The sequence below is a fragment of the Rhizobacter sp. P5_A1 genome (genome assembly GCF_056400745.1).
Map to the genome: position 1 here is coordinate 213339 of NZ_JBFUKR010000008.1, position 24627 is coordinate 237965.

Sequence of the window (24627 nt, forward strand, 5' to 3'; positions counted from 1 at the left end):
ACTTCAAACCAAGAGATCGGCGCGTGATCCCACCTCGATGGTGGCGCGCCCCAAGTTGACCCTATGTACACCGTCAACGAAGGTTCGCCCATCGACCTTCTCGCCGTCCAATTTGGTTCCCTGGCTGCTGCCCAGGTCATGCAGCCACACTTCGCTGGGCAGGTTGGTGATTACTGCGTGTCGGCGGCTCACGCTGCGGTCGCCCAGCACCACATCATTTGCCACCAAAGAGCCCAGTGCCACCACCGTCGCAGACGTTTCGCGTACGCTGCCATCCTGTAGCCGTATCGAGATCGTGTTCTGCTTGTGCGCTTCCTTGACCAGGCCCGACCGGTAGTCCTGGATCAGGAGCTTGTCGCGAAGTGCCGGTTTGCCATCGGCAGACCAACTGGTCGGCGCCTCGCGAGCGACGGCCAGGTTGTAGGCCACGAACGGGTTCACCACGTCGGTGTGGTCGACCTTGCCGAGAGCAGCGTCCGTGTAGCCATCGTTCAGCAAGCGGCAGATGAAGCGGTTGTTGCGGAAGCAATCGCTCGGTGTCTTGTGCTCCATCATCTGCCCCGCCAGTTCTTCACCAGCCTCGAACCGACCCGTGAGGTAGAAGCATTTCAGCAGCAGGTTGTAGGCCTCAAAGTCGGCGGCGTTGCGGTCGATGTGGTCACACAGCAGCGAGATTGCCACCGAAAAGTTGCCTTCTTCCAGGTGCAGCCATCCCAACTCCTTCTGCACGTGCATGCGCGGGCTGACATCCAGCGCGCGGCTGAAGAATTGCTTGGCTTGCGCTGTACGGCGGATTAGGAGCTGGCAGCGGCCCGCCGCCATCAGCGCTGCCGTGCAGCCGGGGCTCAAGTGGAGCGCCTGGTCCGCGAGGCGCTGCGCCTGCTTCCACTGTTTCTTCTCCAACAGGCGCTCTGCACGCTCAGCCAGGGCATGTGCCTTGATGCGCTGCGAGTCCAGCACGTAGGGCACGTGCCGGGCACGGATGGCCTGGCCAAACTCGGCCATGTTCTGGAAGCGCAACTCGGGCGTTGGGTGTGTGGCCCGCAGCAGCACTTCCTGCGCCCAGCGCGGCAGTCCCGGGGCCACCGTTGCGTGCGTCACCCTGGCGCGCAGCGCGTCTTCAGGCGTCAGCAACTCAAAGGGGTTCGCGCCAGTGGCAGCTTCCACCAGCGTGATGCCCAGCGCGTACACATCCACTCGCGGGTCCGTGCGCGATACCGGCTCGCCAAGCAGCATCTCGGGCGGTAGGTACAGGCGCGTCCCGGTGTTCAGATTGGCGACGCCAAAGTCACCCACCTTCAAGGTGCCGTCTTGGGCGAAGAGAATGTTCGCCGGCTTGATGTCGTGGTGGACGATGCCCTTCCCGTGTACAAAAGCCAGCGTGTCGCAAAGCACTGCACCCCATCGAAACACGTCGTTCAAAGCGACTGCATTCCCTCCCGCTAGGCGGTCATCGAGGCTGCCTCCAGGGCAATACTCCATCGCCAGCACGAGCTGACTCTGGTGCTTGAAGTGATGGTGAAACGCCACCACGCCGGGGTGGTTGAACTGGGACAGGCTGCGCATTTCGTGCACGAGCGCACTATGCTCGCCTCCGGGCAAGCCGGAGAGGGCTTTGAGCGCAATCTGTCGGCCCGGGATGACCTCGTCGTCGGCCAGGAATACTTCTCCAAACCCGCCGCTGCCCAATCGGCCCACGACTCGGTACTTATCATCCAGTCGATCACCAACTGAGATCATCGAAGGCGTTACAACAGATCGACCTGGGTAGCATCGGCCAGCACCGGCGCCAACTGACTTGCCAACCCGACGATCTGGGGCCAGCTCTGCACGAGGGCGTTGTAGCTGAGCGCTTCGGCGGCGCGCTTGCGGCGTTCACATATCGTGTATAGGCGGTAGGCCAGTTCCCGGGCTGCCTCGGCCTTGGTCCCTAGTCTGGCCACCAGTGTGGCTGCCATCGATTCGCCGCCGGCCTCTAGCGCGCGCACGAGCTGGTGCACAGTCTCCCACGCTGTCAACCGAGCATCGTTGGTCGGATCCCAGCCAGGGTCGAGCTCATCCGGCTTGAGCAACCGCACCTTGCCCCGACTGGACCTGAGAATCCCAGCTTGTGCAAGTCCGGCAATGCTGGTCGCCTTGGCGGTTGCAAGCACCTCTGCGACGCCGTACTCGCCCTCTGCAAAGCCGTGCTGATCGAACCAGGTCACCGCCCAACGGCTGTCAGCGTCAAAATCGCCCTCCTGTTCGGCAAGCGCTTCATCTAGCGTTTGATTGATGAGTGCCAACGCTTCACGAACGGTCAGCGACTTGCCTTCGGCATCGAGCACGTTGACGTAGCGCGTATAGACCGCCATGCCCGGGCCGATGGCTGCCTGCGCCAAGTCCACTGGCGCGATGTTGCCGCGCTGTAGGTGAGCTAGCGCCTGAGGGAGTTCGGCCTTTAGAGCGGTGAGGAATTCGCGGCGAGTGGCTGTGTGGGAGTCCGCAGGACGCGGGCGGCAAACGAGAATGATGCTAGAAGCCAGCGCATTGGTGCCGATCCCAATTGAACGGGAGCCTCGCTCAGTACGCATAGGCCACGTACCGCTAATCGCGAAGCCTGCGCGGATTACCGCATCCAGGAACGTGTCCCAGCCAGTGCTGGCAGTGCCCGCGTCGTCATCGCTCTCTGATTGCTTGAAGGCGTAGTAGATCGTGACCGGAAACACCTCATGCGCCTGCCCAGCAAGGCGATGCATGGCCCGCGTCATGCCATCAAGAAAGAAACTCTCGGCCTTCTCCCTGCCGCCATGACGGTACGGCGTCGCCACCAATTCCTCGGCCTTGGGCACCGCGAGCGTACCGAAAAGGTCAGGGAAGATTGGGCGAAGCGAGCGCCTCAGCCACACATAGAAGAAATCCGACAAGTCGGCATAGCCAATGTTGTCGTAGTAGGGAGGGTCTGTGGAGACGACCTTCCGGGCGCTGATTGACTGCGTTGCTGCGTCGGCCTGAGACACGTGTCCGGAGACACTGGAGGAGGCCGTCTCCAAGTAGCGCACACCCCCCTCGAGTGATACCGCGAAGTCGCCGGCCGCGCCGGCCAACAGGTTGACCTCCGCATAATCCCAGATCATTGGCAAAGCCTGTCGAGCAAACGTGCTCTTAGCTTGGTCCCGCGTGGGGCTCCAGGCCACCAGCGTCGTGTTGTAGTCCGTGGCCTTGTCAACTGCGAGGCCGAGATACACACCTACGGCTTCGGCATACGCCAATGCCCCGATCCCACCGTCACGAAGTGACTTGCGATCATCATCCATTCCAGAGGCGAGGGCGTCCCTTTCTGCTCGCGCGATCGCTTCTCGCACTAGGTCAGAAAGCGTAGTCAGGGATACGAGCTGACGCTGTGTGAATAAGTCCCCCCACGACGTCAGGCCATAGGGCGTACAGTTCCCGCCGGTCATACGTGTCGCTATCGCCCCATCGGGTCGCCACGCTGGTTCGGCCTTCGCAGCAACTTCCTCTTGTTCCGACGTAGGGCTCAGGTAGATTCGACCATGCCCGCCATCCGCCACAATCGCCATGAGACGGGAGCCCATCCGTCCAGCCTTGCCCTCTGCTTTGATGTAGTCGCCGGCAATTGGAGTTCCAGATAGCAAGCAGCCAAAATTCGCACGCGCGAACTTGGTGCCACTCTTTGCACTGTCAACACTCTTCGCCTTGCCCACCTTGACCGCGAATCGGTACCTCCCGCCGTCAATCACAGGCTCGACATACGCGTCCCTCCCCTCCTTCGCCGACAGTATGAACGTCGACGCGAGAGGCACTTCTACTGTCGTGAATGCGGGGTTTGGACTCCTGACAGTGCGTGCCCAGAGCCATGCGATCACCGTCAAATGCTGGCCCAAGTACGGCTTGAGATCCGGCCTGATCCCAACCATCTCAGCAGTGACCTCGATCTTCGGATAAAGATTGCCAATGCGCTTCTCGGCCTCTTCACGCATCCACTTTCCGTAGTACCGCACGTCCTCGGCCAACCCCTGCGCGCCACGCCAACTCCCCGACTGGGCCACGCGCACTTGAGCCGCTGGGTTGAGCGGCGGCCGGCCGACAAACTTCACGGGAATTTCGATCATTGCCTTATTAATTAGCACAGCCACGGGGTTCAGATCGCTTGCATAGCTTTCCAGGCCCAGCCGCTGAGCCTCCAGGGGCAGCGCGCCACCACCGGCGAATGGATCGTGGAACGCCGGAAGCTTCTTGCGGTCGAACAATTCCTTCGCCCTAGGATGCCCCGCATTGTCGGCGCACGCTCGACGCCAGCTCTGCCAGATCTCGTCGCGCGCTGTTTGCAGAACAGCCTCCTTGGTGGTGCTTTCCCACTTCACCAATTCGCGCAGAATGCCGAACAGCCGCTCACGCTCAAGATCAGCCAAGACCTCTGCCGACGTGGGTTCGGTGCCCGGCTCGGCAACGCTGGTATCGCCGGCGCGTTGCGCCTTCTCGTGCAGCGCCCTCCGCTCCAGCCAGGCGGCGTGGCGCTTTTTCAGCTCGCGCTCGGCCGCACTCTTCCTCGCAGGGTCGCTTCGAAGCGTATCGACATAGGTTGACGGGTCGTCCACCATCTGAGCGAAGATCACCGCCCTCGCTGCCGCGAGCGGACGCCGCGCCCACCACAGGTGGAGCGTGCTGGGGTGTCCATGCCGGATCGACTTCTCGCGCGCAGATGCGGCGTTGATTGCCTCCAGCGGCAGCGCAACTTCGATCAATTTCTTACGGGTGATGACGGTCATGCGGGGGTCTTGTCTTTGTCGATGAGTGCCTCGGCCTCGGCCCAGGCGCTGTCCTTGAGGTTGTTGCCGGTGCCGAACCAGGCGCTGTCCAGGCGCTCGGTCACGCCGCCTGCTCGCACGTGGTCCACGTAGTACGTTACGGCATTCAACGCACCCCACAGCGTGCCGCGGGCCGTCGCGAGTTCCTGGCCCGGCGCCGATCGAAAGAGCGACATCATGGCGATGCGGTCGCGCTCGGCCTTCGGGCTCAGCGGCTTGGGTGGCTGGGGTGGTTTGGCGGGCTTCTGTCCCAAGACCCGGTTGAAGAACTCTGAAGCGCTCTGGTCGTTCATCGGGTGCGCAGCAGCCTTGCGTACGCGATCCATGAACGCAGTCCAAGATTCATTGATCAACCCAAGCTGTCGCTTCACGTCGGCGGTCTCGAAGCGCCGGGTGTGCGGGACCTTGACGACCTTTCGGTGCTGACTCTTGATATCGTCCAGCGCGAAGAAGAGCGTGTTCTGGCAAACAACGCGCACGCTGGTGAACGCCGCGGTGGTGGCCAGCGTCTTGTCGCACGAGGTAGCCAGCAGCACGTAGGCCGCCATCGGGTCGACTTCATCCTCGACATGGCCGGTGATGCCAGTGCGCGCCAGGGCCCACACCTTGCGGCCACCATTCAAAGCACCTGCCGTCTCCAGCGTATAGCCAAAGTCCTTCACCAAGTCTCGATAGAACTCGAGCACCTCTTTTGGCTGCACGATCTCGTAGTCGCTGGAGACGATCGACAACGCCTCGCGCGTGTCGCTCCGCGCCAGTACAAAGCGGTCAGCCATGGTTCGAACCCGACCGTCCACCAGGTACTGCACCGGCAAGCGATCAAGATGCCATTCAAGCCTGGCAGCCTTCAACCAGACCTCGATCGACTGGTTGTCAGGCAGCTTCTCGCCCAAGCCGTGCCACGGAGCATCGCCGACGTAGGCCATGGCAGGCTTGCCGGTGGAGATGTCGAGATCGTGGCTCATTGAGGTGTGTCCATCGCAAGTTCGAGGTCCGCGGCGACGCTCAGGCCCGTCACGCGCTGAATCTCCTTCCACAGGCGTTGCTGCCGCCACTCCAAGAAGGCCTCATAGTCGTCGCCGAGCAGCGGCGACGAAACGCCGACGGGCAAGCAATGCGATGTCAGCACGGCATCGAAGGGGAAGCCCGCTGTCTGTTGGATCGTTGCCAAGTAGTCGGACGGCGCTCGGGCACTGATGATCTGGTTGGTGGTCCGGTCGATCAGGGTGCGGTTGAGGACGCAGTCGCGCGCTACAGTCGACTTGATGCCCTTGATGTCCCGCAAATAGGCGGCCGGGAAGACGTGATGGTCGTCAATGCCTTCCTGGTCGATCAACTTGCCCGTGATCACTGCCTGAGTGTGGAAGTCGCGAGCACCCGTGCCTGAGCCGAGCACCAGACAGATCGTCCCCCGGTAGACAGCCCGCTGCCTTGGCGTGATGTCGCGCAGCGCCTTGGGGTCGAAGCGAAGCGCTCGCACGGTCTCTGGTTCAGTCCCCCCTTCGAGCCACACACCCAGTTCGCTGACATCTCGGGCTGCCTGGCTGTTGGGGGAGCTCTCGTACGCCTGCCCGAACACGGCGCACCAGAACCAGCGCTTGATGCGTTCGCGCTTGACCCCGGTCTCTGGTGTGCTGGGCATGGCCGTCGTGGCCAAGGCGGCGGCAAGCGGCACCAACATGGTTTGGTACGGGAGCCACTTGGGTTTGGTCACCTTGCAGTCGTCCCGCAGGATCTGCAGCCCCAACGCCAAGCCGTCGATCACCTTGTCCCACCATGCGGTGATGTCGGCCGCAGCCATGTTGAGGATGTCCTTGCGCTTGCACGAAGGCGTGGGCCTGCAGGCCAGTGCCACCGATTGCAACACGTAGTAGGGGTCGACATCGAAGTCGGCGATGACGGGGTGCTTGGCCAGTGCGGTGTCCCACAGGTCACGCAGGCGGATGTTCTGCGGCCAGAACCGAGCCGTGAGCAGCTCGAAAACGCTGAGCTTGACGCCGGTGCGGTTCAGCGTTTCAAAGATCGTGCACAGGGCATCGGGTTCGGTCTCGTCGGACAGGGTCACCACAGGGAAGTGGTAGTCGTCGATCGCTTTGATGCAGCCATCGCTGATCGCGGTCAACGCGTCCAGCATCGCTGTCCGCTCGGCGGCCAGCATCGGGTTGGTCACATTCAATGCCCACTTGAGGAAGCCGCCGGACCCGGTCTTCAGGTGCGACAGCGGCAGGATCAGTTCCTTGGCTTGAATCTCAAACTTCTCGTGCTCCTTGGCCCACTTGGTGCTCGCACGCACGTGGAAGATCGCCTCTTCAAAGTCCGCACCGTCGATGAGTTTGCGGATGTTGAGGAAGTAGCGGTGCTCGCCAACCCCGTAGAAGGCCTGGTACAGGGAAGTCAGCCGCTGCTGGCCGTCCAAGACGAGGAACGTGTGCTTGAAGTCTCCGAGCGTTGGCGCACCTTCGAACTGGCGTACCGCGAAGGCATGCTTGGTATCGCGAACACGCAGCAGGCTTCCGGCGGGATAGTTGCTGGCGATGGAGACCACCAGCTCCTGCGTGGCGCTCGGTTCCCAGACGAAGTCACGCTGGAAGTCCGGCAGGACCATCGTGCGTGAGTGCACGTCGGCAAGCAGCTCTTTCAGTGCTCGCGGGTTGGTGTCTTCGAAAAGACTCATTGAACTCCCCTTATCTCGTTGTTGTGGATAGCCGCCGAACGCTACGTGAGTGCATTGTCGAGGTGGGATGGAAGCCAGCCGACCACTGCACTTTGCGTGTCGTCGTCCCAGAAGTAGTACAGGCGAAAGCAGCGGGTACGTTCGCGCGAATCACCTCGCTTCAGGTGCCAATCCAGCACGCGAGGCCGCCCGCCGTGTTGGAGGGTGTACTGCTCACTGTGCGTCTTGGTGGCCTCGCCCACCGGACTGTTCTCAATCTTCAAACGCTCACATTCGGCGTCGAAGCGCGCCTTGTTGGCGGGGCTGGAGTCCCGCTTCATCGGCACGAAGAAGTCTCTCAGTAGCAGGAGCGCATGGTACGAAAACGAAGGGTCCTCATAGAGCGCAGCCTTCGCACCCCGAAGCGCGCGGCTCAGCAAGGTGACGGAGCCTGCCAGGTGCTGACGCGCCCACGCCTCCAGGTCACGCAGGTCATCAGGGATGGGGGTGACCGCGCCAGCCGCCTTGAGGTCGGCTTCCAGCGCACTGATTCTGTCGCGCAGCGCGTGACTTTGTGAGATCGCGTCGTTCTTCGCCGACTCCATCGATTCCAGCTCTTGATTGCCTGCAAGCAGGACGCCGTCGTAGGTCTCTCGCTGAGACTGGAGCTCGGCCTCCAACCGACCGATCTCTTGATCGGCAAGCGCCAGCAACTCGGCGTCATTAGATCCCGCCGTGCGAGCGGCCTGGCGCTGCATCTGCGACGCCATGCGGCGCACGGACTCAAAGCTCGGCAGTGCCTCTTCCCGGTCCGATCTTGACGCAGTGATTGCCAGTGCCTGCGAGATCAGCCAGCGCTCGTACGCCGGCGGCCCTTCGTCGTTCCATTGCTGGATGCGCTCTGGCAGCGTCAATGGGTGCGAGTAGGTGTCGTCGCTCCAGCGCTTGAAGCCGGGTCGATACAAGCGCACGGCCTGGCGGAAGACCGACATCTCGCGCCCAAGCAAGTCGGTCAGGTAGAAGCTGGCGTCGCCGGTGACGATGTAGACATGGGCCGCGCCGAGCGTTCTCTGACGCACTAGAGCTGCGTTCGCCCCCGTCTGCCGTGTGTCCACACTGCCTTCGGGCAGCGTGAACACGATGACGGGGCTGCGTCGCCTTGAGTCCTCAAGCAGATCGACCAACGCGTCGATGCCCGCTGCGTCGCCGATCAGCACAGGGTCGAGAGAAAGCAGTGTGTCATCGAGAAACGGCTGTGCGCTCTGTGCGATGGCACGTACGAACCCGGGTACTGACCGCTCGAATGGAACGTCTTCTCCCCGGGTAGCACAAATCAGGCGAACGCCGAACAGGAGATCGCCCCCAGGTGCCAAGGCGAGGCCGATCTCCGTGACCCAAGTGCGCATGGGAACGTTCTTGTCGGCGTCATCCAGGCGCGCGGTCCAGTACCGTGGGTCGTCGAGTGAGACCGCCGCAGTGCGCTGTGCGCCGATGTCAGCCAATTCGAACGAACGGCGCTGCCACGCTTCGGGCGGCAGCTTGCGGCCAGCCCTGTTGTTGATCCATCGGAGGATGTGATCTACGGTGGACGCGAAGAGATCACCTTCCTTGGAAGGCTTCAAACGAAGCAGCACTTGGCTGACAGGCCGGATGAGTGCCCGGTTGTCGCGAGGCCTCGCTGCAAGAGGCGCAAGCTGTTCACGCATCGGCGTCGGCAGACGTGGTTCGTTGCTCATTGCAGCAGGGTCTCCCTGAATCATGTCGGCGAAGTGGCCAGGGCCAACAGTTCTCGCATGCTGTAGTTGACGCTGGTGGCAGCAAAGTCCGGCTCGGCGCGAAAGGGGCGGCGGACGTAGTGGACGCTGTGGTTGACCTCGTCGTGGAACTCAACGATCGCCAAGATGAATGCTTCAGGCTTGTTGAGCGAATACAAGATCTCGTTGCGTGTGACGGTGATGCTCTCCGCCCCAGAAATGCGGCCTTTCACTTCGATGAAGCGCAGATGCCCGGTCGCCGGGTCTTTGCTTTCGATGTCGTACCCGAGCTTCTCCAGTTCACGATCGACCGGGTGAAACCCCAGCCGAGCCTCGACTTCCATGATGACCGCCCGGGCCCGCGCCGCAGAGACCTGCGTATCGACCGGGCCGTTGGATTCCGGCGCCTTATCCGCTGGATTTCGGTTGGCGCCAATTTGAGCGAGGAGCCCTTTCGGCAAGACAAGAAGACCACCCAGCACAACCGGCGGCAGCGCAGAGATCTTGGCTTCAAGGTCCAAGTGAGCCAAACGTTTCTGCAAGCGCGCCTGGAGATCATCCGCCCTGCGACGAGCCTCCTGCGAATTGAGCTTGGCGTTGGGCTGCCCCGTGCTCTCTTGCTGCTGGAGTTGCTGAGCGCGGTGATCCCAGTAGGCGATCTCTTTGGTCAAGCGATCGCGGACGGCCGCGCGCGTCTTGCCGATCCAGCCCATGCGTCGATTGCGCACCTCTTTGAGGTGGCCGGGTACAACGTGCGCAATCGCATGCCCCATGGCCTTGCCTTCGAGCTCGCGGGTGACCCAGTTGCATTCGGGACGCGAAAGCAGTGTGCCGATGTCGACCTCGGCCTCCTCGAGCGGCCGGTAGTCTAGGTAGGGGGCGTACTGGATATGCTTCGCGTTGCCCGCAGCGTCCAGTTCAACGTAGAGCATCTGCTTAGAAATGGCCCGCCGCACGGAACCAGCGCCACCGGTCTCGCAGGCGTCTTGGACTTCGTGCTCGAGGTAGAAGAGCACTCGCGGTGTCGTGCCCAGGTCGCTTTCGTCGACAAGCACGGAGCCACGCCGTAGCAGGTCACGGTGCCGCTCCAGTGTCAAGTCGAGTGTGGCGTCCAGCAGTGGATGGCCAGGGCAAACAAATGCGGCCAGCGTCTGCCCTGCAGGTGCTACCAATGACTTCTCGAAAGCGATCCGTTCATATCGCGGCAACACAGCGTCACCCAGACCGATCAGGCGATCACGGTTGCGCACCGGCGCCGGCACGTGCGTGACCTCATACCTTCGGCTTTCGCGCTGCCTGAGTGTGCCGCCCAGTTGCTTGAACGCCTCGATGAAGAATGACTCGATGTAGTGCGGCTGCAGCCGCCTGGCATCGGCACGCTCCATCTCATCGCGCACTCTGGCCACCTTGGTGGCGTCCATCACGGTGTTGGCCAGTGCCCTGTCTTCAATCAATTCCTGGAGCTGCTTGAGGTCAACCGCCCCGCTGATGGCCTGCGTGAGTTTCGCTCGGATGTCGGGCCGCTCGCCGTAGCGCACGGCCTCGATGAGCAACTCACGAAGAGGCTTGCCCTCGAAGACCAGCTTGCCAAGCACGTCGAAGACCTGACCACCGAGCGCCTTGCGCGCCAGTTCCAGTTTCTCAAGCAGCGTCAGGTAAACCTCGCCCTCACGGGTCTTGTCGGCCACAAGGTTCCAGAGATGGCACACCTCGGTTTGACCGATTCGGTGAATGCGTCCAAAACGTTGCTCGAGGCGGTTGGGGTTCCAAGGCAGGTCGTAGTTCACCATCAGGTGAGCGCGCTGCAGGTTGATGCCCTCGCCTGCGGCGTCAGTCGCGATCAAGACCTTTACCTCGGGGTCGTGCTTGAACGATTCCTGCGCTTTCAGGCGCTCTTCACGTCCCATCCCGCCATGAATGATTTGCACAGCCTCCTGGCGCCCCAACCGATCACTGATCTTTCGGTGCAGGTAGCTGAGCGTGTCGCGATGCTCAGTGAAAATCACAAGCTTTTGCGTGGGCGCCCCGACCGGGCGAATGTCCCTTTCGGCGCCGTAGGTGGCGTGCGGTTCTTCGACCCGCGGCACGCCACCGAGCGCGAATACTTCATCCAACAATCCCGCCAGTTCGTACCACTTCTTGTCAGTTCCGCTTCGGCGAACACTCGATGCAAGTGACTCTAGGTGCGCGAGCATGCCGATTTCTGTCTTGAGCTCGGCGATCGTGCGGGAAGCGGTTGCCTGATCTAGGACTTCTTCTTCCGCGGACTCGACCTCGCTGTCGGGTGCATCCTCCAGATCCTCCAAGTCGTCGGCGTCGAGCATCGGGCCGGCCGGAATGACGACGGAGGTCATCGACAGCGGGGCTCCATGCTGGAGCACCTCCATCTCCCGCATCCGCTTTTCCAGGCGCTCACGACGACGCTTGAGAGACTGGTAGATCGCTTCAGGTGATGAAGCGAGGCGGCGTTGAAGGATGGTCAACGCGAAACCGACTGTGCCAGCGCGCTTGTCGTTCTGAAGCGCTTCAGCACGATTGAATTCCTCGCGAACGTAGTCGGTGACCTCGCGGTAGAGCTGCGCCTCTGCTGGCGACAACTCGTAGGGAACCGTGTGCGCCACGCGCTCTGGGAACAATGGCGTGCCGTCAAACTTGAGCAGGCTCTCCTTGACCATTCTGCGCATCAAGTCGGAGACCTCGACCTGATGAACGCCATCGCGGAATCGACCTTCGAATCGGTCGCTGTCCAACAGCGCGAGGAAGAGCTGGAAATCTTCGTCCTTGCCATTGTGCGGTGTCGCGGTCATCAACAACAGGTGCCGAGTCATCCCGCCAAGCATTTGCGCCAGTCGGTACCGCTTCGTGTATTTGACATCGCCACCGAAAAACGTGGCCGAAAGTTTGTGCGCCTCGTCGCAGACCACGAGATCCCAGCTGGCTTCCGGCGCCTGCAGCTTCTTCTGCACATCTTCGTTGCGCGCAAGCTTGTCGAGCCGGGCGATGACGAGCGGTGTTTCGGTGAACCAGTTTCCGGTGCGAGCCGCTTCGAGCTTGTCGTTCGTCAAGATCTCGAAGGGGAGTTGGAAGCGCCGCCACAGTTCATCCTGCCATTGCTCTGCCAGGCTTCCCGGACAAACGATCATGCAGCGCTGAAGGTCTCCTCGGACGATCAACTCCTTGATCAGCAACCCGGCCATGATGGTCTTGCCAGCCCCAGGGTCATCAGCCAGCAAGAAGCGCAAGGGCTGACGTGGCAGCATTGCCTCGTAGACTGCGGTTATCTGGTGCGGCAATGGATCAACCAGCGACGTGTGCACGGCCAAGACGGGGTCAAAGAGGTGCGCGAGGCGGATTCGGTGTGCCTCCGAAACGAGTCGGAACATGCGCCCGTCGCCATCGAAACTCCAAGGGCGGCCCTGCTCAACGAGCTCGAGACGCGGTTCGTCGTGCCTGTAGATCAGTTCGTTTGCCAACTTTCCTGCCGGCGTCTTGTAGGTCAGCTCCAACGCCTCAGAGCCAAACCATTGCGCACTGACAACGGTGACCAGCGCATCGGGCAGGATGCCGCGCACGGCGGCGCCGACGGTCAGGTGCTCAAGCTTCATTGAGCTCATAGCCGGAGCGGCGAGCAGCAACGATTGGGGACGCGCGATCACTCACTGGATGACGGTCAGGCGACGTTCGAAGCGAACCAATCTCGCAGGTATTCATCACGTTCTTCCTGCCTGTCTTGATGATCACGATGTCATTTCCCTCGCGCCTTTAGATCCCTGAACGACATTGGCGTACAGAGCCAGTACCCGGCTTCGAACTGCTTCGCTCAATGGGCCGTCGTCGTTGATGATTTGAACCTGTTCGGCGTGACGCAGGACGTCCATCGCCAGCTCTTTGGGGTCCGAGTACGGAATGCTCAACTCGTAGCCTCCCTCGTCACGCCATCGACCCCGCTGTTGCGGGTGCCACTCCTCCTTGGAGACCCACTGCGCCGCCTCGGCGGAAAAAAGCAAAGTCGCTGAGTGGATGTTCTTGCCAGCGAAGACGCCGTAGCCGCCGTCGAGTTGGCCCTCGACACTCTTGAGGGAAACGTCCTTGGCCCTCTGCTCAAGCGCACTCGCCTCTTCTATCGCATCCAGCGCGAAGCGGAGGAGCTTTTCCCTGGTATGACACCACGCATCGACATACCAGGTGCTTCGGTAGTAGACCAGCCGCTGCGGCGACACTTCCCGCTCGCTTACCTCGCCGCGGCCCCGTGTCAGATAGCGCATGTGCAACCGGCGCCGCTTGAGAAGAGCTTCGCCGACGAGCTCGAAAAATTGGCTGGGAACTGGCCGCTTGGCCGTGCTCATGATCTTGACGCGCTTCAACAGCGCCTTGGCTTCGGCTTCACCGGTGCCGAGCATCTGATGGATTCGCTCAAGTAGCGGTTGCAGATGTCGGCTGATGACCCCTTCGGAGTCCAGCTCGCTGAGCAGCTGGTGTGCCATCAGCAGCGAGTACAACTCTCGTTCGCTGAACCACAGGCCGGGGAGTTCGTGCTTCTGCCCGCGGTAGTCGGCGCCAAACCGGTACCCGTTGAGGAACCGGTCGTACTCGATGGGCGCGCCCAGCTGATCCTTGAGGTAGTCCAGGTCGCGCTTGAGCGTCGCCGGGGACACCTCCAGCTCGTCCAGCAACGCCTGAAAGCTCACGTGCCCGCGGTTGCGGATGAGCATTTCGATCTTGTAGACGCGGGCAGTCTTGGTCATGGCGCGGCGGGGGCGGTCGCTCACCACATGAGCGTTACCAACTGTAGCGGCTTGACCACCAACTTCCGCCCCCGTGCCAGGGGATAGTGTTGTGTTTTCGACGGTTGCCATGGCTCAAATTTGTACGGTCATCAGCTCAAGAAGTGAGCTATCGGTGATAACCCGCCCCGCGCGTGCGGTTTCGTAGGCCGGGGCGGAGCTCGATATTTGAGCTAGTGCCCTGCGACGATGCAGCTTCGATCAAGAACTGGAGAGCGCAGATGCCTGCCGACCACCTTTCGCTTTCAACCACCGTCGCCCTACGCCCCGCCGCGCAGGTCTGAGCGCCGACACGGACTACGCCATGGAATCCTCGCGCGCGTTCAGGCGGCCGACGCCCCGAGCGGGCAGCAGACCGCGCACCGCCGGCGATCGCGCGGGTCATCGACCGCTCAGGCTCGATGGAATACCGCCCGCTGGCCGAGGGGCGATGTTGCGCCGAATACGGGGTCGGCAGGCTGCGGCCGAAGGACGCGGTGTCGCTAGTGCAGTTCGACAACCGGGTGCAGCGCCTCTGGCCCGCGGTGCAGCGGGTGATGGCGCGCCGCTGCGCGCAGCCATCGCTGCCGTCCACTTTGGCGGCAACACCCGTCTGTACGGTGGTTGGCGCGAGGGTGCCGAGAAGCTGATGGACCTGGCAGGCACCGGCTTGAAGCGGGTCATCCTGCTGCCCGACCGCCAAGCCACCGAGGGACTGACCGATGCAGCGGCGATCACGGCGCCGTACGCAGATTGGGCAACCCGTGGGTGACGACCAGCACCTACGGACTGGGGAACAACTTTAACGAGGAATTGATGGTGGCCATGGCCCGTGCGGGCGGCGGCAACCACTACTACGCGACACGGCCGAGGTTCTGATGGACCCGTTCCAGCAGGAGTTGGAGTTGCTCGGCAACTTGTGCCCGCGCGACCTGCGTCTGTCGGCAACCGTTCCGGATGGCGCCGAGGTGCAGGTGGTCACGACCTGCCATAGGTCGAAGGTGGCTGGCGGCTGCCGGATCTGGCCCGGGGTGCGCCTGGGCGGTGCTGCGTCTGAAGGTGGTGTCGCCTGAGGTCGCCCTTTTCATCCCTGGTGAAGTCCGGTCACAACATCGAAGTCCAGACTCGAAATTCGCACCAAGTAAGTAGGCGAACTCAATCAGAGACCGATGCCTGCATCTCGTCACGGCGCTTCAGCACTTCCAGCCAGTGAGATTTGATCTGACTTTCAGATGAACACCAATCCGGCTGTTTCGGAGGAACAGCCTCGCAGAGAGTAAGACGCAGACCGCCCGAACGAGCAGCGAGGACGAACCGATGCCCAACGTCGAGGCGTGCGAGTGCTGCTGAAACGGTAGCGGCGGTGCCAACTTCGTTCGCGAGTTCCAATCGTTGCTCGTGGGCGTTGAGCGCCCATACCCACCTCCACAGGCGCGACAAAAGAAGTGCATCGGCGATTTGCGCCAAGGGTCCATCTGGAACAACGGCGTCATAAGCGTCGCGATCCGTCGACGATGTCGGAAAGACCCAGTCACATTCGGCCGCTGACTGCCAATTCATCAGTGGCCTGCGCGATGCCATGCATGTGACCTTGACCAAACCGCATTCCACCAAAGAATCAAAGCCTGGGAACATTCTTGGCAGCATTCCGATTCTGCGATAGCTTCTTATGGCCTTGCGCACCACGTTTCCGCAGTCAGTTGCCTCGGCGAGCGCCTGAATCGCGATCGGGCGCCTGCAAAGTACCACTCCATGCTTCGCGAGGTCTTGCGCAACATCGCAAGCCGATGCGTAGTCGGACGCCAAGCGATGCAACCTTGGCGGTTCTAGACTCGACGATGGACCTAACCGCGCGAGCGCACTGCGACACGGCTCGTGGCCTGCCTTCATCTGCCGAAACGAATCTTCAAGCACCAGCATCCAAGGCGGGTAGAGATTGTTCACGTACGCATCTGCCAGCCGCGCCTCCACCAAGTCGTCGATTTGCTCCTGATCAAGATCCAGAACAAGACGCGACTGGACCGTCGATGCGGGTACATCAACGTGCGTCGGTCTGTCCTGCGGTCCGAGCAAGAGACATCGCGCTGCCGTGGAAAGCTTCCCACCTGGCGCCAACAGCGCCATCGCGACCGCCTTCGCCGGGTCTGCGCAACGCACTGCCAATGGGCCAACACGTCCAGTCTGCAAACCAGACTCCAACCTCCTGAGGGAGGAAAGTACGCCTCGCAATTCAATGGGTAGATCGAATTCGAGGCGATCTCGCTTGACGGAGCCGATATGCAGTTGCGATCTATTGGGAAACCACTTGTGGCACAAAGCCTCAACTTGTCGGTGACGCGATATATTTCCTCTTAGGCCATTCCACTCTCGTGAAACTTGAAGGGGCGTTCGATGAATGAAGCAGTTCGATAGCCAAGGAAGCTGATGGAGAAACGAGTGATACCGAACAAGAGAGCACTGTTCGCAAGTTCGCAGTGTTCTGAATTCTGGGTTGAGTATGTGACTTTCGTTTGCAAGCATCGGAGCATTCAGAAGGTGCGGCCACGACAGTTGGTGAACCAAAACACTCGTGTCGTCGATGGATCTTAAGAAACTCTTGAGATTAACGGCTGACTCGCCGAGAATGCGCTGCCTCCCGGAGAATGGCCTAACGGGAAATGTGATTCTTAACCACTTGAAATACTCCGCTACCGAACATCCATTGACCGTTACAAACGTCGCCCCAATGGACGCCATCGATTCATATGGCCACATGTCACCTGGAAACCAGACGACGCTCATTTGTCGCCTTTCGCGCTCCTGGAAGCCTCACGTTGCAGTCTGATTGCTGAAATCTCAACTGACTCCCTAAAGCCGCTGGAGTTGACGCTGGTTTCGATTAATTCCGGCGGAGCACCGTCCGCGCCCGCAGGCAGTCGAGAAATGCCTTCCATACAAAACATCAACGACGATGCGATATAGTGCATTGGAATCTCCATTTGACCTCCTGGCTTTTGGCTTGTCCAGACGTTTGTGAATGCCGCCCAAAAGGATCCGGCTAGATCCCTGAGTTCAAAGGAGTCCGCCACGGCAGTGGGAATAAAGTGATTCTTAAACTTCTTCCCTTCAGGATTCGATTTTCCCTTGGGAGGGAAAACAGTCGAGTCATACGCGGCTAGAACTTCGCTCAACTGAGACTCGCTCCGAATTCCCTCAAAGGCGTGAGAGCACACCATATACCGACCAACAAAGTGCTCTGCGCCAATCGCAACGGTCTTTGTCTTCAGTTCGTTCAATTCGGGTTGCCCTACCAGCAGCACAAATAGTTTCACTCCCTTGGTTTCCAGTTCATTTGCAATGTTTTGGATCCATTTCAAATAGATGTTTGCAATGTCCTGAGCTTCATCGACAACCAGTATAACCATCCGTAAAGGTGATCTATTTGCTTGCGCGAGAAGATACTGATTGAGACTGTTTCGGCGCTTGGCCGATGCTCGCCCCATGGGGACTTCCTTCAAGTCGCAGCATTGAATCAAGTAGTCAAAGAATCCAGCCTCTGAATAGGTGCTTTGCGTACGAATTGGAAATTCTATAAATCGGATAAAGTTGAACATCTCCGACAATTGTTTGCAGACCCATCGGATTGCCGAAGTCTTCCCGAGTCGCGACCGACCGTAGACCATTCCGCCAAGATTTCCACATTGAAGCCATAGCAAAACCGCCTGGAACAATGCAGTAGCCGGCGACGTTTTTATCTGAAAGCCTTGACCGGTTAGCACCGTCATTTTCAGTGCAGTCTGAAACGCCTGCTGGCCATTGGTATTGGATTGTGGAATGTTCATTTGAGACATCTCTTTCGCCAGCAAACATCTCCCGCCCTAGTAAGTAGTACCGAGTTTCGCGATCGCCTGCTGGAGGGCATCGAGCTGGGGCGCTTCTGGATCCGGAACCGGTTCAACCAACGCCAACTTGGGTTTGCCTCGAAAAGGAACCGCAGCAACGGGTATCAATGCGTCGCGTTCGGGACGACGCCCGACAGGTTCTTTGGCTTCCGTCGACTCGACCTGCGAAAGCGTCGGAGCGTGGGGATTGGTCGTCGCCTGATGAACCACCGCTGCAAAGCTGCCGAGAGCCGCTCCAGCCTTACCGGTGGCCTTGTATCGAGCCTCCATCTCTGCACCGATCGCGAGGGAAATATCCGCCGCGTGCTGACTAAAGTTATCGTAAGTTGAGTGCTCCCTCGATCGTTTCCGCGTGGCAAGATTGACGGGCGTCGATCGCCAACGCCGCTCAATTTGAAGGAGACCAAGTGACGAGCCGTCGCTTGTCAAAAACACTTCGATCACACGTGGATCAAGACTGTTGCAGGCGACTAGAACTTCTTGGCCCACCAAGTCCGGACGTGTTAACAGGCCCCCGCCCTCGTAATCTGCGTTCTCGAACCTTACAACCGGCCTGCCCTTATCTGTCCCAATCCGCTTCAGTTCCCACACGTCATATTTCAGGGCCAGTTCGCGACGGTCCAAAGGGATTCGGCGCAAGAGGGTTGTTTCGCGACGAGCCACGCGCTCAAGAATCTGTAGTCGCGAATCTGAAGTACCAGGAGAAATGCCGGTGTTGTATCGGCAGATGAGAAGATCGATGCAATCGAGTAGGAGGTCAATGTCAAGTACGAGTGGGTCTTCCTTGGTTCCTCGCATTCTTCTGGGGTCCAGCGGATTCGATCCAGTAGTGCCGGGGATCACATGGAAGAGTGCCTCCGCCAGTAGGTCGAAGAGCAATTCAACTTCGGGACGGGCGTTCGGCTCGCCCGGTCCACCAAATACCAGCGTGCACCCTATGACCCGCTGGGCGACCGTCATTGCAATCGACGAGCGATGACTGGATGCGTTGTCGAGATGAAGTTCGTCAAAGAGAACGTATGACAGCTCCGGCATGAGTGCGTTGGGGAGGCATTCTCCGGGTCGATACGACAGTCGATTTGAGGATAGCTTTCTTGGAACCCATGGAACCTGGCTGCTCCGGAGTGCGCGCACTATGTCAGCGCTTTCATAGTTGTCGCCGAAGGCGACGCTGTAACCGAGTGCCGCGGTGCTCTTGACTTCCAGAATCGGAATCAACCACAGACGAGTGACCTTCGTGCGAAGTTTGCCTTCGCCCCTCAGCGAGGGAAACTCGATAACCCACTCCACGTCCACGTGCCAGCCATCAGTCTGCGCGCGCATGTAGCAACTTGTGGGTGGCTGCATGGGGTTGAACCAAGGATTAGTAGCCTTGGCGACATGCTCTCTGCGCAGAGCCTGCTGCTGGTGTCGATCTCTTCTGTTGCGAATGTCCCGGATGACAGTTTCCTTGGCATTGGACTTGGACTGAAACGGGTATTCACCTGGCTTAATACCAAGATCCACGGAGCAAAAGTGCTCGAATATTTCGATGCTTTTTGAGCGCGTTGGGCGGCGGTCTGGAATTTTCGATCCCGGCTGAAGTCTGTTGATTGCCCAGTTCTCCAATGCTTCATCCAGAGTGGGGTGTGCGCTCAATAGCGCCTGGTAGATCCAGGGCTTCGGCGTACCACCTGTTAGTTTGGCTAGGTTGTTTTTGCAATTTGTCCCGACGTGGACGAATTTTCTCAACGCGCGGTATCGAAGTGGGTTTCCATTCCTATCAATCTTGTTCCAACGGTCCTTCAGGTAGTAGATATGGCTCTTTGAGATCTTATGTTCTTCAACGATAGTCTTGATGCGTGCGCCCTTCTCCAAGGCAACAAGCGCGTTCAAGTTCCTCTGATACTCGTCCCGATCAGGAGCGCGAATTGCCGAAGCCGGAAAGCTGCTGCGATCCCCGATTCCGCCAGCCAAGAGGTGCCGGTGAAATCGCGTATCTTCATGTGCTGGCAGGTCCTCATCGCTATCGGACCCTGCAACGGAAATCGACGTGAGCGAATTTGGTGCCGCTGTCCAGGCTTCCGAAAGCTCTTCGTAGACGCTCAACTGGGTAACAAGCGACAGGGGTGACTTGCTGAGGTCAGAATGAATCGTTCGATCCAGCACCAGGGCCGCTATGCATGCCGTGACGTAATCCGGATCCGATTCGGGCATTGAGTTGAGCACCTGATGCAAGGTCCATTTGCGGGCGGTACGCAGCGTAAGAAGCGTCTTATCTCGGAGTACGAGGTCCACTGGCTGAGCAGGGTTGCTTACGTACGGCAACAGCCGTAGCAAGTTCTCCAGTTCCTGGGGATCTCCAAATAGCTCTGATGCGGTCCATTGTTTGTGGATGAAGCCATGGGCCTCTGCCCAGGGGGTCCACGCAGGCGATTCGCCCGCACTGGCGCCGTCCACTTGGTCCGGAATTCCCGGTTCGAACGTGTGGACGGTAAGTTGGCCGTCATGAGCCATTGAGACTAGTCGCGGAGCGCAGTTGGACGCCTTGCCCGTGAGCCCGATTGGCACCGCGACCGTTGCTGGGCGCTCGTTGTAAGTCTTGACGCCGAGATCGCCTTCCATTCGCGCACAGAGAACTCGATGGTGAGCGGTCGTCATCCATAGCGGACGCATCAGTTTCCGCGACCCGCTCGTGTAGATCGTGGCCTTCTGGTTCTCTCTCGTGAAGCCATCGGGCGGTTTGAGGAGGGCAAGCGCCAAGGCACGGGAGTTCATACGCGCCTCCACGAAGTCGGTGGCGCGCTCCGCGGGCTTGTGGGCGCGGGCCTATCCCTCTGCAAGCTCGAGTGCAAGTTGAGCTTGTGGCGGCGGATCGTATGCCCAGCTTCCCGGTGGACGACGCCACGCAGCGAAGCGCGCAGGCGCGGCGCTTCCGTTCCGTTGATCATGTGAACCCCGTTGAGCCGCGTCTGAGCAGTTGAGCGTCAGATCACAGACAAAATTGGACAAAACGGGGACTTGACCTGCCGCAGCTCGGCAGATAATATTCACTTGTCGTTAAGTGATAGTCGCATCCCCCAGAAAGCGCCGTCGGCCCGTCAGCCGTGGCGCTTTCTGCCTTATATTTTTGCTTCTGCCATCCCATTCCTTTCTGCGTGGCGTTGGCTGGTTACTTCATTCCAAGCGCCTTCGCGATCTGATATGACTGTCCCCTGAGGCACTTTCTATTTCCGCGCAGAATCGAATATACGAGGTCGCAGCGGAAACCCCGCTCTCGTGCCCACTCGCTAACGGACAGCCCCTTCTCCCTGAACAACTCCCTACATGCCTTAGGGGTAATTGGCTTCAATGCTACCGGTGTGAAGTCAGTGGGGGGCACTGTCATGTCTGCTCGTCGGTGCTCTCGTAGACTGGTCGAGGTGATGCAAGGGGAGGACTCTACGAGCATTGTTGTACACGGGCGAGGCATGCTAAGCAAGCAGTAAGCTCTTGTATATCAACGGCTTATACGATTGTGTAGAAGTTGATTCTGCGAAGTCCGGCGTCTACCGAGTTCACCTGGAACGATAGGCTAGGACGCTACTTCGCTCGGCAAGCGTCCCTTGCAGTTGTGTCCGCCTCGCTTCCCAGCGACAGTGGCACGGACAAAGCAGAGATATTGATGAAGACTATTCTCTCAATATATCAATAGAAAATATATCCGACGGGCATGGCCCAGGATATTTCTATCTCAATTGCCGGCTCAGATGATTCTGGCGTCCGCCGCTGTTGGCATCGGACGCGCTACCTCCCTCAAGACAGACCCAATGGTCGAAGTCTTCCTAAGTTTGTCTGCTCTTGCGCAAAATCGCGGGAGCTTGTCCCGTGTTTGTCTGCCGATGTGGCGAGGGCGGCGAAGTCATCCCAACTTTCCCTTCTTAAGCCTTTGACGGGAATATTGGGAAATGAATCCGGACATCGTTCAGAATCAGTCACTTAGTCAGGCCTCTCGGTCCCAACTTTTTCGTCAGCACGCGGCCGACTACACACCCGTTCAATCTGGCTACCTAGCCTGTCCAACCGACGCGCCCAGTTCCGGCCCGGGGTTGAGCTACTTCAAGTCAGAATCCCCCTCGGTGCGGAACACGGGCAAGATGCCGCGCCATGCGACAAAACCATTTCACCCGTCCCACTATCGCGGCAGCGCTTGCGCTACTCGACAAGAGCCTCTCGCAGGCGAAATTTGACCATCTGGTGCTGCGCTTAGGCTTGGAGCAACACGTCCCGTCTGACAGCTCAGTGAGTGTCTCGAAGAAAGCGGCACAGGTCGGGCGCTTGGTCCTGGCGCACGGCGCTCAGGTCGTGCAGACACTTGACGGCACCGTCACCTTGGCTGAGGCCGCGGTGCGCGAGGCGGTTGCCCTGACGTTTAGCTCTTCCAGTCCGTCCGCGGAACAAGAAAGGTTCGTGCGCGCTCTCGCGCTTGACGGTTTTGTCGTCGAGTTGAGCGACGACAACTGCACGCCGCCTTTGCTGCGTGCGGCCCTGCCAGGGGACATTGACCTACCGGCAACCGATGACGAGGTGCACCAACTGCTCAAGCAGTTCGGCTTTCACGTCGCGCTTGGCCATCTGGACCAGGCCATCGAGGCGCATACGAGGGGAGACTGGGCCGCGGCCAACAGCCAGACCCGAACCTTCATGGAAAGCCTCTTCGAGCAAATCGCCGCGCATATCGACCCCGCGGCGGCATCGGCGGCCGGTAGTTCCGAGAACCGTCGGGCCTGGCTGGCCGAGGAAGGGTTCTTGTGCAAGGCTCGAAACGAGTGGACGAACGATGGCAAGAACTACGTGAATGGTCTCTTCAAAATGCTGCACACGGAGGGCTCACACCCTGGGCTCTCCGACGAGGACCGCAGTACGTTTCGCCTGCACGTCGTCTTGGTCACCGCCAGGACCTTCCTCCGGCGGTTGAAGAACGGCAAGTAGCCACCGGTGACGCATTGGCAGCGCCACCGTTGTGTTGTGCTGCCCTTCCCTCGGCTCCCCGTTCTGCTTGAGCACACTCCTGGCAAAATGAGCCACGCGCGTGGTGGTCTTGGCAAGGGTGATGCCTCCTCGTTCGGCGCGCATTCTCTCGCCGCGCTTACTGCGCACTACGCATTGGAATCGGTCACAACAACATGCGTCTAGGAGCGGTGTGCCATAGCAGGGCGCGAGCCCACAGCCCCGCCCAAATCCGCCTCTTTCCAGGTCTTCAAGCGTTCAGCTGCCAGGCAGTCAAGGCCGATGTTGGAAGCGGCTCGGTTGCAAACCTAGCAGGCTGGGTCCGCCAAAGACCAGTTCATCGGCCCCGTAGTCGAAAGAACCTAGCCAGCCTACGGCTGAGCTTTGAAGCGTCGCATGTCTGACACTCCCAAATCTCCAGCACTTGCCAACCCTGCCCTTTGAGCTCTCTGCGCACCTCTTTATCGCGCTCAACATTGCGGGCGAACTTCGCCATCCAGTAGTCAACATTCGACTTTGGGGTAGTGGCCGCAGCGCATGCGTGACGGTGCCAGAAGCATCCGTGAACGAGCACTACGACACGATGGCGGGGAAAGACTAGGTCCGGATGTCCAGGCAAACTCGCCGAGTGAAGCCTGAACCTAAGCCCAAGGGCGTGAGCCGCAGACCTCACCAACAGCTCGGGTTGCGTGTCCCTGCTGCGAATTCTCGCCATGTTGCGACTTCGAGCTTCGCGGGAAACTGTGTCCATGTCGAAAGAAGAAATCGAAGGGGCAATGAGAAAGGGACGGGGTCAATGCGCGCTCCTCGCCAGTCGCAACGCAAGTTGGGCCTTGGGTGGCCGCAGTTTCGAGCGTCTTACACTGCCTACGAAGTTAACCCTGACCCTGTCTCGACATCCATGCAGGCAACTCGCATCTATACAGGACGCCGATTGGGGCCCCATCAGCTCGCCTTATGATTTTCGTTGAACGCCCTCCTGAACCTTCAGGCTTCGCTGAGGAGGCGGCCAAAGGCCTTCTGCAGGCCGAACAGTTCTTTGCCCTAGCGCGAGAACGCCGCCGCGGACGTTCGTTTGACTTCGGGCGCTCCCACAGCAAGCTCCTGAAGCTTTCGCAGCAACCCTTGTCCCGCATGTTCCTGGGCAAGTGTGCCTATTGCGAGACTCCAGCGATGGCATCCGGCGACGCGAGCGTTGACTTCTATCGACCTCGGAATGGCGTGGCCGAGATTTCTGGCGGCTACCTAGGCGACCCTGCGCTCGGTCTCGCGCGCATGCTTTGGGAGTTGCGGTGCAAGGAGACGGTGTCCCATCTCGGGCACTACGTCGAGCTTGCGACCTGGCTCACGAGCTACCGCGAGCCGTTCGAGAGTCCGATCATGCGGGCGCTCGGGCCCGAGTTGCCATTGCACCTGCTGCAGTGCTTCGGCCGGCTGTGCTTCCCGATGGTGCGCACTCCGCGCCAGCTGAAGGACCTGCGTTGGGCGCTCAGGCGCTTGGGTGTGCAGCTACGAGCAGCCGACGGCTCTGGTAGCACCCCGTCTGAGTACCGTTTCAGGCTCATCGACAGGCGCCCCGAGTCGCAGCGGTCGGATACCGGCCAGGTCGACGTAGACGTGCTCAGAGTGACGCAAGGTGGCCGCCCGCCCAATGCAGTTCAAGTGTCTTGACCCCGCCTGTTGAGCCCGCAGGAGCTGGGTACGGCCTCTAGTCGACTGGCTCACCACAGACATGCTCAACGACTTCGCCGGCGTCGGCGCGGCGCCTCCATACACGCGCGGTGTCCGTGGTGCGCCAAC

Annotated in this window: 17 protein-coding genes; 4 read left to right on the plus strand and 13 right to left on the minus strand. The window is 60.1% G+C overall.

Annotation, left to right across the window (positions count from 1 at the left end; translation table 11 throughout):
- Window positions 1-3: 3 nt before the first annotated feature.
- The 8 genes from AC1DTW_RS11670 to AC1DTW_RS11705 are packed head-to-tail and all read right to left on the minus strand — an operon-like array spanning window position 4 to window position 14071.
- Window positions 4-1740, minus strand: a complete 1737-nt coding sequence (locus AC1DTW_RS11670; protein WP_477981258.1) for a protein kinase domain-containing protein — start codon at window positions 1738-1740, stop codon at window positions 4-6.
- Window positions 1741-1748: 8 nt separating this feature from the next.
- A complete protein-coding gene (locus AC1DTW_RS11675) occupies window positions 1749-4769 on the minus strand; it encodes a DUF1156 domain-containing protein (RefSeq protein WP_477981259.1) in 3021 nt (1006 codons plus the stop codon).
- A complete protein-coding gene (locus AC1DTW_RS11680; protein WP_477981260.1) occupies window positions 4766-5773 on the minus strand; it encodes a DUF932 domain-containing protein in 1008 nt (335 codons plus the stop codon). Before AC1DTW_RS11680 ends, AC1DTW_RS11675 begins: the two co-directional genes overlap by 4 nt.
- The gene (locus AC1DTW_RS11685) at window positions 5770-7482 is read right to left on the minus strand and encodes a GmrSD restriction endonuclease domain-containing protein (RefSeq protein WP_477981261.1); all 1713 of its coding nucleotides are present in this window, start codon (window positions 7480-7482) and stop codon (window positions 5770-5772) included. Before AC1DTW_RS11685 ends, AC1DTW_RS11680 begins: the two co-directional genes overlap by 4 nt.
- A gap of 41 nt (window positions 7483-7523) precedes the next feature.
- Window positions 7524-9197, minus strand: a complete 1674-nt coding sequence (locus AC1DTW_RS11690; protein ID WP_477981262.1) for a hypothetical protein — start codon at window positions 9195-9197, stop codon at window positions 7524-7526.
- A gap of 20 nt (window positions 9198-9217) precedes the next feature.
- Window positions 9218-12820, minus strand: a complete 3603-nt coding sequence (locus AC1DTW_RS11695; RefSeq protein WP_477981263.1) for a DUF8742 domain-containing protein — start codon at window positions 12818-12820, stop codon at window positions 9218-9220.
- The gene (locus AC1DTW_RS11700; protein WP_477981264.1) at window positions 12810-12956 is read right to left on the minus strand and encodes a hypothetical protein; all 147 of its coding nucleotides are present in this window, start codon (window positions 12954-12956) and stop codon (window positions 12810-12812) included. The genes AC1DTW_RS11695 and AC1DTW_RS11700 overlap by 11 nt, the downstream gene beginning before the upstream one ends.
- Entirely contained in the window at window positions 12953-14071 is a 1119-nt protein-coding gene (locus tag AC1DTW_RS11705; RefSeq protein WP_477981265.1) for a helix-turn-helix transcriptional regulator, read from the minus strand. Before AC1DTW_RS11705 ends, AC1DTW_RS11700 begins: the two co-directional genes overlap by 4 nt.
- Before the next feature lie 556 nt (window positions 14072-14627).
- Between AC1DTW_RS11705 and AC1DTW_RS11710 the strand changes: the two genes are divergently transcribed.
- Window positions 14628-14750 carry a hypothetical protein gene (locus tag AC1DTW_RS11710; RefSeq protein ID WP_477981266.1) on the plus strand — a complete coding sequence of 41 codons (123 nt, stop codon included), beginning with the start codon at window positions 14628-14630 and terminating at the stop codon, window positions 14748-14750.
- Between the two features lie 106 nt (window positions 14751-14856).
- Window positions 14857-15051 carry a hypothetical protein gene (locus tag AC1DTW_RS11715; protein WP_477981267.1) on the plus strand — a complete coding sequence of 65 codons (195 nt, stop codon included), beginning with the start codon at window positions 14857-14859 and terminating at the stop codon, window positions 15049-15051.
- Window positions 15052-15133: 82 nt separating this feature from the next.
- Here the strand turns inward: AC1DTW_RS11715 and AC1DTW_RS11720 are convergent, their stop codons facing one another.
- The 4 genes from AC1DTW_RS11720 to AC1DTW_RS11735 form a co-directional block, all read right to left on the minus strand.
- A complete protein-coding gene (locus tag AC1DTW_RS11720) occupies window positions 15134-16102 on the minus strand; it encodes a hypothetical protein (protein WP_477981268.1) in 969 nt (322 codons plus the stop codon).
- 653 nt (window positions 16103-16755) lie between these two features.
- Window positions 16756-17799, minus strand: coding sequence for an AAA family ATPase (locus AC1DTW_RS11725; RefSeq protein WP_477981269.1), 1044 nt, complete (start codon window positions 17797-17799; stop codon window positions 16756-16758).
- 36 nt (window positions 17800-17835) lie between these two features.
- Complete coding sequence (locus tag AC1DTW_RS11730) at window positions 17836-20616, minus strand: hypothetical protein (RefSeq protein ID WP_477981270.1); 2781 nt, start codon at window positions 20614-20616, stop codon at window positions 17836-17838.
- A gap of 394 nt (window positions 20617-21010) precedes the next feature.
- Complete coding sequence (locus AC1DTW_RS11735; protein ID WP_477981318.1) at window positions 21011-21310, minus strand: DNA-binding protein; 300 nt, start codon at window positions 21308-21310, stop codon at window positions 21011-21013.
- 674 nt (window positions 21311-21984) lie between these two features.
- Between AC1DTW_RS11735 and AC1DTW_RS11740 the strand changes: the two genes are divergently transcribed.
- Window positions 21985-22809 carry a hypothetical protein gene (locus AC1DTW_RS11740; protein ID WP_477981271.1) on the plus strand — a complete coding sequence of 275 codons (825 nt, stop codon included), beginning with the start codon at window positions 21985-21987 and terminating at the stop codon, window positions 22807-22809.
- 355 nt (window positions 22810-23164) lie between these two features.
- On the opposite strand, the gene AC1DTW_RS11745 is transcribed toward AC1DTW_RS11740, so the two are convergent.
- Complete coding sequence (locus AC1DTW_RS11745; RefSeq protein WP_477981272.1) at window positions 23165-23578, minus strand: very short patch repair endonuclease; 414 nt, start codon at window positions 23576-23578, stop codon at window positions 23165-23167.
- A gap of 206 nt (window positions 23579-23784) precedes the next feature.
- On the opposite strand from AC1DTW_RS11745, the gene AC1DTW_RS11750 reads away from it, so the two are divergent.
- Window positions 23785-24498 (plus strand): hypothetical protein, encoded by a 714-nt coding sequence (locus tag AC1DTW_RS11750; RefSeq protein WP_477981273.1) that lies wholly within the window; start codon window positions 23785-23787, stop codon window positions 24496-24498.
- The last annotated feature ends 129 nt before the right edge of the window (window positions 24499-24627 follow it).